The following is a 253-nucleotide window of genomic DNA, read 5'->3' on the forward strand; positions in this document are numbered from 1 at the left end:
GGCATGGGACTGACCAGCCTGGGCCTGAGCCTGTGGACCCGCCAGCCCATCCTGACCGCCTGGTCCACGCCGGGCGCGGCGCTGCTCGCGGCGACCAGCGGCCTGGCCCTGCCCGAGGCCATCGGCGCCTTCATCGTCTGCGGGCTGTTGATCTTTGCGGCCGGTGCCAGTGGGGTGTTCGAGAAGCTGATGGACCGCCTGCCCGTCGCGATCGCCTCGGCCCTGCTGGCCGGCGTGCTGGCCCGCTTCGGGC

General features: G+C 73.5%; 1 protein-coding gene. It reads left to right on the top strand.

Annotated features, from left to right (window positions below; translation table 11 throughout):
* Positions 1-253 (top strand): benzoate/H(+) symporter BenE family transporter (locus tag RVY79_RS20670; protein WP_317466472.1); only part of this gene is annotated, 253 nt, incomplete at both ends.

The organism is Chromohalobacter sp. HP20-39 (assembly GCF_033052815.1).
Lineage (GTDB): Bacteria > Pseudomonadota > Gammaproteobacteria > Pseudomonadales > Halomonadaceae > Chromohalobacter.